Source organism: Clostridium polynesiense (genome assembly GCF_000820705.1).
In the GTDB taxonomy this organism is placed as follows: domain Bacteria; phylum Bacillota; class Clostridia; order Clostridiales; family Clostridiaceae; genus Clostridium_AA; species Clostridium_AA polynesiense.
The window spans coordinates 1-11532 of the sequence record NZ_CCXI01000061.1 but is presented as its reverse complement, the minus strand read 5'-3'; the positions used below and the strand labels follow the sequence as shown (position 1 = coordinate 11532).

Below are 11532 nucleotides of genomic sequence, written 5' to 3'. Positions count from 1 at the left end.
AGGATTAGCCCCCGCTCCTAATCCTTTAGTTAGCTTGTCTCCAATTTGTATTTTTTGAGAAGCATTAGATAGCATTAAAGCCTGCTTATCCGTATTAATCGCAATAAACTCAACGTTTTTTAATCCATCTATAATCATCCTATTATCGGCATTACTTCCTCCACCGCCACAACCTATTACCTTTATGTTTGCAAACTCCTGAACATCTACGTCAAAATCCAACAAATTAATTCCTCCTTTAGAAAAAATCCTCTAGAAAACTTTTCATTTTTGAAAAAATCTTATTCTCTGTTTTGCGTTTTTTATAGTTTTGGTTTACATCGTTATTTTTATCACTATATCGTGATGCTACAAAATCCATATTATATTTACATTTTAACTCAAAATGTATAAGAGTAACAAGCCCCCAAGCATTAATAAATTTAGAATTATGTAAGCTTATAATCCTCATTTCTAACGATAACAATATTTTTACCCATGGTTTCTGAAAATTTATCCCTGATATTATTAAAATGAGTTAAACCATTTCCATATAGTATTACATTACTTATATCGTAACCATCTTCACTATCCTTTAACGATTGGTTAATGTATGAAATAATTTCATTAATCCTAGCCTCTACGACTTCTTCAGCCATTTTGCTGTCATAGTTATTAGTTATATTATTCATTAAGTCATTACCATCAAATTTCAGCTGTTCTTTAATTTTTTCTGCTTCATTATCACCAACTTCAAAGCAATATTTTATGTCATTAGAAATATTGGCACCACCAAGAGGAATCTGAGTGATATTCTGCAGTCTTCCCGCTGTGTAAATAGATATATCAGTTTTAGAAGTTCCGCTGTCTACTAGTGCAATTCCTCTCATTTTGTCAATATCGTCTATTAATAACTGAGAAGCAGCTTCACAGGATAACCGTATACCTTCAATATTCTTTCCGATTTTTAAAAAGCATTTATAGTAACCGTCATATATTGAATCATCCACAGAAACGGCAGTAGCCTTAATGTATAGATTATCACAGTTCATGCCTACTGGATTTTCAGTCTCTTTATCGCCGTCTAAAATAAATTTTACATTAACAAATTCAATTATATTTCTACCTTTGAGTGAGGTCACTTGTTTTGCTGATTCATAAACTCTTTCTATATCTCTCCTGGTTACTTTTCTTTCTATACTGGAAATCATAACTGAAGCCTCTGTTTCAATTAGCTCAGCAGTTCCATTTGAAATTGCCAGAAAAACGTCACTGATTTTAGTACCTATAATACTTTCCAAGTCCATAATAACGTCCTCTAAAGATGCAGAGGCTCCAAATAAATCAGTTACCCTGCCTCTGTCAATGCCTTTGGAGGATTTTTTAACCTTTCCAATTATCTCTATTTCTCCAGACAGATCAGATTTTCCTGCTACAGCGCATATTTCCGATGAACCGATATCTATTCCAACAATTATTTTGCCGTCCATATTCCTTCGATTATTCCTCCTTTTTTCATAGGTTTTAAATATATATTCAACACATCAAATTAATTTCCTCTATATTTTTTGTAAATTAATTATATTATTATATATAAAAAAACAGCCAAAGGCTGTTTTTTAATTAGCTTTCTCTAATTCGTTTATGCCAATACTTCTAGTGTGTTGAGTATGTGACCATTCCTTATTATTCTTATTCATTATCCCTTGAATTGCTATAGGAATCCATGTAATAGAGTATATGGGATATATAAGATAATAAAAGAATACCTTCCAGCTAAGTTTTTTGTCCAGATATAATAAAAATGGAGTATATAGAAACTGAAAAACAAAAAGCAGTACACCAAAGACTTTTGTAATCTGTATGTTAGCACTCTGTATTGTTCTAATGGCTTCATTTAAGAGTTCAGGAGCAGCAAATATAGTAATAATATAGTTTAGCACCATTGCTAATCCCAATAAAATTATTATAATAGGCTGAACGCTGTAAAGCGCACAATCTATAGCCACAAAATCCAGCTTAGTTATAGCCCTTTTAACCAGCTTAGGGAAATACCTGCTGTAAACATCAGCAAATCCCTGCATCCACCTTTTCCTTTGAGACCAGGATTGAGATAAAGTCAAAGGCTTTTCATCATATATTATAGCATCGTGTGCCCAGCCTACTTTATATCCATTTAACACCAATTTACAGGTAAACTCTAAATCCTCAGTTAAACAGGTGGCCCCCCAGCCTAACTCTTTCAATATTTCCATATCAATACAAAATCCTGTACCGCCTAATTGATTAGACAATCCTAAATTACTTCTTGAAAGCTGAAACATTCTGTTAGAAGTCCAAAATGATATTGAATAACTTCCAGTAATCCAGGTATCCTTAGGATTTTTACTGTCCAAATACCCTTGTACAACCTTATATCCTGAGCAAAGCATTTTATTCATTTCTAATAAAAAGTTGCTGGAAACAAGATTATCTGCATCAAAAATCGAAACAGCATCATATTTTTTATTCATTTTAAACAACTTGTCAAACATCCACTCAAGAGCATAGCCCTTACCTTTTTTTTCTTTACTTGTTCTTTCGTATACTATAGCTCCTGCTTTTTTTGATATTTGTGCGGTTTTATCAGTACAATTATCAGCTATAACAAAGATGTCATATAGGTGCGACGGATAATTTATTTTTTTTAAACTCTCTATTATATCTTTTATTACTGCTTCTTCATTGTGTGCCGCAATCACTATAGCAAAACTTTTTGTAGGTTCAAAGTTTTTAAATTTTTTAAACCTTGCAATACCAAAAAATGATAATATTAAATAATACATTGATATTATCAAGACTATATTAGTAAATACTATTGTAAACGGTGATTGGGCAATTGATTTGACTATTTCCATAGTTATTATCCCCCCTGTATCACAGTTATTTTAGCACAAATATGATTTAAATACTATATATGTTTTGTAAAATATAATATTATTCAATAACAATATTATTATATTTTACCAATACAAGCATAAAAAATGGCTTTATATATACATTATAACATTTTTATTAGAAAACCTCTTCATTTTATACAAATCTAAAAATTGTAATTGTAAAATATATATGTTATAATATATTTAGAATATTTGCAATATTATAAAATTATTAGGAGGTCATATTTATGAGATGAGCAAAAAAAGTTAGCTGTTTCCAGCAGTCTTTGTTTCATCGAAAAGACGAGTCCTTTGGCTAGCTTTTATATTATTTCCATAACTTAAATATAGATGGAGGGATAATATGAAAAGAGAGTTAATAAGCAGCTTGCTGAAGGAATTAAAAAAAGAAAATAAGGAACCTAATAATTGTAACCGAGATGGATGTATTAAAATGTATGATTATCTGGCTTTTTAAGTCAATAAAAGCAGTTCTTTTAGAACTGCTTTTTTCTGTCTTTAATTTATAACATTAACATTCGAGTTATCATTTCTTTATCTACACTATGGGTTAAAGCTGTTTCTTCACTTATTACTCCCTTTTTATATAGTTCCGTTAAAGCCATGTCCATAGTTTTCATTCCATATTTCCCGCCTGTTTGTACAGCCGATTCTATCTGATGAGTCTTTCCTTCTCTTATCATATTCTGAATTGCCTGGGTAGCAACCATAATCTCTAAAGATGCAGTTCTTTCATCCTGTGATGTTGGAACAAGCTGTTGGGATATAATCCCCTGAAGCACTGCGGAAAGCTGAATTCGTATTTGCTGCTGCTGATAAGGAGGAAAAACATCGATAATCCTGTCAATTGTTTTTGCTGCTCCAATAGTATGTAATGTGGAAAGAACCAAATGCCCTGTTTCCGCTGCTGTTATAGCAATAGATATAGTTTCTATATCTCTCATTTCTCCTATTAATATAACATCAGGATCTTCACGAAGAATTGATTTTAATGCATTCTTATAACTTTTAGAATCTTTTCCAATTTCTCTTTGGTTTATTATACATTTATTGTGCTTGTGAAGATATTCAATAGGATCTTCCAAAGTTATTATATGGCCGTCACGGGTATTATTTATTTCATTTATCATAGCTGCTAATGTAGTGCTTTTACCGCTGCCTGTAGGTCCTGTAACCAAAATAAGTCCTCTTTTTTTATTTAAAAGTTCTTTTATAACCGGTGGATGCCCTAACTCTTGAAGCGTAGGTATTTTTAATTTAATAACTCTGATTGCTATTGCACTGCTGTTCCTCTGCTTAAAGACATTAACTCTAAATCTTCCTAATCCTGGAATCGAATAAGAGGTATCTATTTCTCCTTCTGCTATGTAGCTGTCATAAAGTTCACCTAATATTTCCTTAGAAAACTTTTCAGTGTCTTTCGGTGTTAATTTAACATTGCTAAAGGGAGACAGCTTACCATTCACCCTTATGGTAGGCGGTAAACCTACTGTAAGATGCAGGTCCGATGCATTTTGATTAACAGTCATTTCCAATAGTTCTTTTAACGTTGCCAATTTTTAACCTCCTCATACGAACTATATTAGTTCCTTCCATATATTAATTGAGTGTATAGCCTGATTTATGAGCATTGACTTACCATTTATAGCTTTGAGCCCTTTTGATTCTGCATCCATAATAAATTCAGATTTCTCAGGAATATAATTTAAATCATACACTATTAAATCTTCGTTATAATCCAGCAATTCTATAGGCTTTCCTTTGAAATTAATATTTCCTAAGGGAGTACAGTTAATTACTAGATCATATTTGTTTAAGGATATATTATGGTACTTTATTATATCAGCATCCATAAAAAACATACCTGCCTTTTCTATTCTACGGCATAACACTGAAATATTTTTAGCTTTTAAATCCTTTAAAGCTATATATACAGCTTTTGCTGAACCTCCGCTTCCCACTATCAATGCCCGTTTATTTTTAACATCAATATCGTTTTCCATAAGACTTTCTATAAAACCAAAATAATCAGTGTTATAGCCAATCTTCTTTCCGTCCTCCGCTATCTTAACAGTATTAACAGCTCCAATTTTATCTGATGGATATTTTAATTCATCAAGAAAATCCAATACAGCTTCCTTGTATGGAATAGTTATATTAAAACCAATTATTTTATTTTCATAACAGTTTACCATGAAGTCTTCTAATTCCTGCTGACCAACATCAAATAATTCATATGTGAAAGGAAGATTATTTTTTATATAGTATTCATTATGTATTTTAGGAGATAAGGAATATTGAATATTTCTGCCTAATAAACCACACCTTTTCATTTTATACACCTCATTTATTTATTCTACATAATAATATAAAATCCTCTTAATACAGATGCATTAAGAGGATTTAAGAGTGTCATTTGAATTTACCACTTAATTCTTTTAAAAGCTTTTTCAAAGCCTTTTTTTCAATTCTAGAAACATATGATCTAGATATTCCCAAAAGCTTTGCAATTTCTCTCTGTGTCATACAATTTCCGTCTATGAATCCATATCTCATCTCAATAATTGCTCTTTCCCTATCTTGAAGTGAATTGTATATTTTATAATATAGTTTTTTTATCTGAATCTTGTTTTCCACTATTTCAGTTATTGAATCATCTTCACTGCTTAAAACATCCATAAGACAAATTTCATTACCTTCCTTATCCACTCCTACAGGATCCTGAAGATAAACTTCTCCCTTTGCTTTCTTATTATTTCTTATAAGCATTAATATTTCATTTTCTATACATCTGGCTGCGTAAGTAGCAAGTCTAGTACCTTTAGATATATCAAAGGAATCAATAGCTTTAATAAGGCCTACTGTACCTATGGAGATTAAATCATCAATATCCTTTCCTGGATAAGTATATTTTTTAACTATATGTGCTACTAACCTCAGATTTCTTTCAACCAAAATATTCTTTGCGTCTTGATCACCATTTCTTAATTTTTTGAGATATTCTTCTTCTTCTTTTTCATCCAGCGGTTTAGGAAATGAATTACCACCACTTATATAACCTGTAAAAAATGCAATGTTTCCTAGCACATCTATAATATAATTAATAACAAACACTAGTTGCTCCTCCCAATAGTGCTTATTAATATTTTATTCAAGAACTCTAAATTTGTTGACACTTTCAACAGGTAATTATAAATACAATTAGTATTATTGATATCTATATTTCTTATTATTATCTTATTTTTATTTCACTATATGATTTTATTCGTCATATTATATACTATCTTCAATTATATTAGGAGGTTTACAAATGAAATGTATGTATGATGATTACCAACATGGAAAAGACCCATGCCATGACGAACAAGAGCATGTTCATGAATTTCTTGGAAGCACAAAAATAGCAGAAAAATCCACTGATCTCCACAATCACAGATTTGCAGGAGTAACCGGTGAAGCAATTTACTGCGGTGGTTCTCACGTTCACAAAATTAGAACTACTACAGATTTTTATGACCATTATCACAGCATTTGTACTACTACCGGTCCAGCTGTAGATGTAGGTAACGGTAAGCACGTTCATTTAGCCAAAGACACAACCACCACAAATGATGGTCATGCCCATGATTTTATCTTTGCAACTTTAATAGAAAAACCCTTGATTTAATAGTCATAAATGTGTATTTAATTATAGAAGCACTATTAATGGTGCTTCTATAATTTTGTTTTTTTATTTAAGACATAATAAAATATCTTTAAACACTACTCCGGCGGTATTACTTCCCTGAAACTCTTCGCCTAATTCATTTTTACCGTCTATATTAGGTACAAAAGTAACTAAAATGTACTGCTCATTATTTTTTTTAAAATATCCAGCAAACCATCCGTGAGTATGCATTGCTTTTCCATCAAAAGAGCTAGCCGTTCCTGTTTTTCCTCCAACATCCATACCGCTAATATTTGCTACGGTTCCAGTACCATTAGTAACTGTGCTTCTCATGTAGCTTTTAATAGTATTTGCTGTTTTATTTGAGGTAACTATACTTGATTCAGTAGTAAACTCTTTTATCACATTATTATCTAAATCCGTGATTTTTTTAATAATATAAGGCTTAATTAATTTACCATTATTTACAATAGGAGAAATTGCTGCTGCTACTTGAACCGGAGTTGCATTAATGCTGTATCCCAAAACTAAATTATTATTTGTTTCATCCTTTTGAGGTTTATTTAATACCCCTGATGCCTCATCATTAAAATTTAATATTTTACTTAAAAATCCATTCTTTTCTGCATACTTAATTATCTCATCTGTTGTAATCTTATTTCCTATTTCGATAAAATAATCATTACAAGAGTAATTAATAGCCTGTTCTAAATTAATTCTTCCATGGGGATGAGACAGGTTATTTTTCTTACAGTATTTACCTGTGCATGTTAATTTTTCGTCTTTAGAAATAACGCCTTTATCAAGGGCGAGTTCTGCAGTAAGAAGCTTAAAGGTAGATCCTGGAGGATATCCTTGTAGTGATGCTGCTATATTAATATTAGGCTGATTATCATTTTTTTGCACAATTGCTTTAATTTCTCCTGTTTCAGCTTTTATAAGCACGGCTCCAATCTGTGAAAATCTATTAAACTTCTCATTCAACAAAATTTTTTTAATTTTACTTTGTAAATCACTATCCAAGGTCAAAAAAACATTTGCTTTATTGGGTAGCTTATACCCTGCTTCTTTTATATACCCGCTTTTATTAACTTGAAATTTAATTTCTGCTTTATTATCTCTGATTAATGATTTTAACCCTCCTTCTATGGAGTTATAATCCTTTGATCTATCATTCCAACTATTCAAATTTGTTATTACATTTGTAATATTCCAACTGTCAGTTCTATCTAAGCTATCATATCTCCAGCTGTATACACCTTTAATTTTTCCAGCAATCTGCTGTATTTTATAATGAGTTTTTTCATCTATATTTATATAAATTTTACCAGAACTTTTGTTGAGTATATTATTAACGTCAAAACTTTCATCTACTTCCTTTATTATGTAGTTCAATGCCATTAAGTTATCTAAATTAGCCTCATAATTGTTTAGTTTAAATAATCTCGCATCAAATACTGCTGAATACTTTGGTACTACATTATTTAAATACTTGCCCCTTATGTCTAAAAGCTGATAATTTATATCGGATATTTTTTCGTGATAAATATATTGATCGTCTGCTAATCCTTTAAAATAATCTCTTTTAAAATACTGAAAGTATGATAATCTTATACTTAACAGTAGGAATAATAAAAGTACCATAGCTTTTATTTTAATTAATCTAATTTTATCTATTCTATAAAACAATAAAAAAACACCTCCCCAGCTAGATTATTGCCCATGGGAAGATGTTTCATACCTTATTTCTATTTTTGCAATATTTGTTTAATATTTGCAACTAATATATCTATAGCAACTTTATTATGACCGCCTTCGGGAATTATAATATCGGCATACCGTTTTGTAGGCTCAGTGAACTGCAGATGCATCGGCCTTACAACACTTAGATATTGATTTATCACCGATTCAACTGTTCTTCCTCTTTCGTTGATATCCCTGACTAATCTTCTTATTATCCTCACATCTGCATCAGTATCAACATAAATTTTAATATCTAATATATCTCTTAATTTTGGATCTTCAAGTACTAAAATTCCTTCTACAATTATTATTTCTTTTGGTTCAACTCTTATAGTTTCTTTTTTTCTGTTATGGATAGAAAAGTCATATATAGGTTTTTCTATACTATATCCTTTAAGCAATTTCTGTAAATGCTCAACTAAAAGCTCATTATCAAAAGCATCCGGATGGTCATAGTTAGTTTTAACTCTATCTTCAAGGGATAAATGGCTTTGATCTTTGTAATAAGAATCCTGCTCTATCATAGCTATACAATCTTCTGTAAACTTTTTATATATCTCCTTTGCAACAGTACTCTTTCCAGACCCTGTTCCACCTGTAATTCCTATAAGAATGGGCTTTTTCATCAATTATTTTCCCCCTTGCCTTTTATAAGCATATCCTTTTCTTCAAGTATAATGTCGCTATATACACTATAAACCATTTGAGCACGGGGTGTAGAGTCAATGGTATTACCTTGATCATCTTTTAAATCTATAATTGAAATTTCAAAATTATCCCCTTTTGGTCTTAAAACCTCTACCTTATCCCCTTCAAAAATTTTGTTTCTCTGTTCAATAACTGCTCTTTTGTTTTCTTTATCGTAGGACTTAACAACACCTACTATATCATAGTCTCTTATATATGATGATGTTTCATAAATCTGTTTTTTCTTCTCTCCAAAATAAAAACCGGTATGATATTGTCTGTGTGAAACTTTATTTAAGTTATCCATCCACTTTCTATCAAACTCATATGATTCAGGATTTTTCAAATATTCATCTATTGCTTGTCTGTATGATTTTACAACAGCAGCAACATAATAAGAACTCTTCATCCTACCTTCTATTTTAAAGGAATGAATTCCACTTTTTATAAGTTCAGGTATATGTTCAATCATACATAAATCTTTTGAATTCATTATATATGTACCCTTATCATCTTCAATAACTTGAAAGTATTCCCCCGGTCTTTTTTCTTCCATTAAATAATATTTGTATCTGCAGGGTTGCGCACATGCTCCCCTATTTGCGTCTCTGCCGGTGAGATAATTCGACAGCAAACATCTTCCTGAATATGACATGCACATTGATCCGTGGATAAAGGCCTCCAACTCACAGTCTTCTGATAATTTACTTCTTATTTCCTTAATTTCTTTCAAAGACAACTCTCTTGCAAGAACGATTCTTTTAACACCAGCGGCGTGCCAAAACTGTGCAGCTTTCCAGTTGACGTTATTTGCTTGTGTACTTAAATGTATTTCCAAATCAGGAACAACTTCCTTAGCAGTAATTATGATAGAGGGGTCAGATACTATTATTGCGTCTACATTCAGTTCATTTAACTGAATTAAATATTCTTCTAAGCCATTTAAATCTGAGTTATGAGGAAAAACATTCAGAGTCACATAAACCTTTTTCCCTCTTTTATGAGCATAGTAAACGCCTTCTCGTATTTCTTCCGTAGAGAAATTATCTGCAAAAGCTCTTAAATTAAGTCTGCTCCCGCCTAAATAAACAGCATCAGCTCCATAATCTATTGCAGTTTTTAAATTTTTCTAAACTCCCTGCTGGAGCTAATAACTCTGGTGCTTTCATAGTTTTAACCTCCTTCTTGTAACTGCTATTCCGTCCCCCATAGGAATTACCGAGGTTATTAAATCAGAATCCGCATTTACTTCTTCTAAATACTTTCTCATACGCTTTACAATAGTTATCTTTCTTCTTTTAAGTAAATCATTATTAGCAACCATACCTCTAAATAGTACATTATCAGCTATGATTATTCCTTCTTCAGAAAGAAGTCTTAAGCAATTGGGAAGAAAATGATTATAATGACCTTTTCCAGCATCCATAAAAATCAAATCATATTTTTCATTTAAATTCTCAAGAACCTCTAAGGCATCACCCTGAAGTATATTTATGTTGTCAAATCCATATTTAGCAAAGTTCTTTTCAGCTTCTGCTATCATGTTTGTATCTCTTTCAATTGAGGTTATATCTACTTTATTATTTAACGCCTCACTCATTAATATGGCTGAATAACCTATTGCGGTCCCTAACTCTAAAATTTTTCTAGGTTTTTGAATAGATACCATTAATTCAAGAAACCTAGCAGTTTCCTTCTGAACTATAGGGACATTTTTTTTCTCTGCAAAGCTTCTTAATTCATTAAGTACACCGCTATTTTCAGGAAGCAGGCCTCTAATATAATCCTCCATATAATCATATGTTATTCCATTCATCCAAATCCTCCGCTAGTATCCGAATTCATTCTTTTTCTTTAAAAACTCATTATAATCCGCTGTGAAAAAATGAGAGCCTTTTTTATCATATAAATAATACAAATAATTTGTTTCAGCAGGATTTATTGCAGCTTTAATTGCTTCTTTACCTGGGCTTGCAATTGGTCCTGCAGGCAGAGAAGGTATCTTATATGTGTTATAAGGTGAATTAACCTCTAAATCTTTGTATGTTACTATTTCTTTATGAGTTCCTAACGCATATAACACCGTTGCATCTATCTGAAGAGGCATCTTTTTATTGATGCGATTCTTCATAACAGAAGCTATTATTGGCATTTCTTCTTTATTCCTGGCTTCTTTTTCAATCATAGAAGCAATAATTATTGTTTCTTCAATTTTATCCTTAGAAACACTTTTATTTAATTCTTTTTCAGATTCTTCAAGTACTTCCTCAAACCTCTTCATCATTTTTTCAATTATTTCATTATTGCTGGACCCCTTTTTAAATGAATAGGTATCAGGAAAGAGGAAGCCTTCAATATTATATTTTTTGTCCTTAGATGATTTAATATACTCTGGTGCTGCATAATCCTTTACTGAATTAATGAAAGCCTCTTTTTCTACCAATCCGGCTTCTTGAAGCTTTAATGCTATTTTATTAATATCAAAGCCTTCTGGAATAGTTACTTTAACTGAATTAT

At 31.2% G+C, this 11532-nt stretch carries 10 protein-coding genes and 2 pseudogenes; 1 reads left to right on the top strand and 11 read right to left on the bottom strand.

Annotation, left to right across the window (positions count from 1 at the left end; all coding sequences use genetic code 11):
- The 6 genes and pseudogenes from TA89_RS05570 to sigK form a co-directional block, all read right to left on the bottom strand.
- Positions 1-225 (bottom strand): annotated as a pseudogene (locus tag TA89_RS05570) (cell division protein FtsZ); the annotation flags it as partial.
- Positions 226-428: 203 nt separating this feature from the next.
- Complete coding sequence (gene ftsA, locus TA89_RS05560) at positions 429-1469, bottom strand: cell division protein FtsA (RefSeq protein ID WP_040211598.1); 1041 nt, start codon at positions 1467-1469, stop codon at positions 429-431.
- 129 nt (positions 1470-1598) lie between these two features.
- Positions 1599-2876, bottom strand: coding sequence for a glycosyltransferase family 2 protein (locus tag TA89_RS05555; RefSeq protein ID WP_040211597.1), 1278 nt, complete (start codon positions 2874-2876; stop codon positions 1599-1601).
- 545 nt (positions 2877-3421) lie between these two features.
- The gene (locus TA89_RS05550) at positions 3422-4474 is read right to left on the bottom strand and encodes a type IV pilus twitching motility protein PilT (protein WP_082023857.1); all 1053 of its coding nucleotides are present in this window, start codon (positions 4472-4474) and stop codon (positions 3422-3424) included.
- A gap of 21 nt (positions 4475-4495) precedes the next feature.
- Positions 4496-5251 (bottom strand): shikimate dehydrogenase, encoded by a 756-nt coding sequence (gene aroE / locus TA89_RS05545; protein WP_040211595.1) that lies wholly within the window; start codon positions 5249-5251, stop codon positions 4496-4498.
- Between the two features lie 79 nt (positions 5252-5330).
- Positions 5331-6032: an RNA polymerase sporulation sigma factor SigK gene (sigK, locus tag TA89_RS05540; RefSeq protein WP_040211593.1), complete on the bottom strand. Its 702-nt coding sequence runs from the start codon at positions 6030-6032 to the stop codon at positions 5331-5333.
- Positions 6033-6228: 196 nt separating this feature from the next.
- On the opposite strand from sigK, the gene TA89_RS05535 reads away from it, so the two are divergent.
- Positions 6229-6585 carry a YmaF family protein gene (locus TA89_RS05535; RefSeq protein WP_082023856.1) on the top strand — a complete coding sequence of 119 codons (357 nt, stop codon included), beginning with the start codon at positions 6229-6231 and terminating at the stop codon, positions 6583-6585.
- A gap of 63 nt (positions 6586-6648) precedes the next feature.
- Here TA89_RS05535 and TA89_RS05530 read toward each other — a convergent pair whose 3' ends face one another.
- From TA89_RS05530 to mltG, 5 genes and pseudogenes are all read right to left on the bottom strand, one after another.
- Complete coding sequence (locus TA89_RS05530) at positions 6649-8274, bottom strand: penicillin-binding transpeptidase domain-containing protein (protein ID WP_040211591.1); 1626 nt, start codon at positions 8272-8274, stop codon at positions 6649-6651.
- Positions 8275-8333: 59 nt separating this feature from the next.
- Positions 8334-8954 (bottom strand): uridine kinase, encoded by a 621-nt coding sequence (gene udk, locus TA89_RS05525; RefSeq protein ID WP_040211590.1) that lies wholly within the window; start codon positions 8952-8954, stop codon positions 8334-8336.
- Positions 8954-10184: pseudogene (locus TA89_RS05520) on the bottom strand (peptidase U32 family protein). Before TA89_RS05520 ends, udk begins: the two are co-directional and overlap by 1 nt.
- Positions 10181-10831 (bottom strand): O-methyltransferase, encoded by a 651-nt coding sequence (locus TA89_RS05515; RefSeq protein WP_040211589.1) that lies wholly within the window; start codon positions 10829-10831, stop codon positions 10181-10183. The pseudogene TA89_RS05520 and the gene TA89_RS05515 overlap by 4 nt, the downstream one beginning before the upstream one ends.
- Before the next feature lie 12 nt (positions 10832-10843).
- Positions 10844-11532, bottom strand: a 689-nt coding sequence (gene mltG, locus TA89_RS05510; RefSeq protein WP_040211587.1) for an endolytic transglycosylase MltG, incomplete at its 5' end; no start/stop codon positions are given.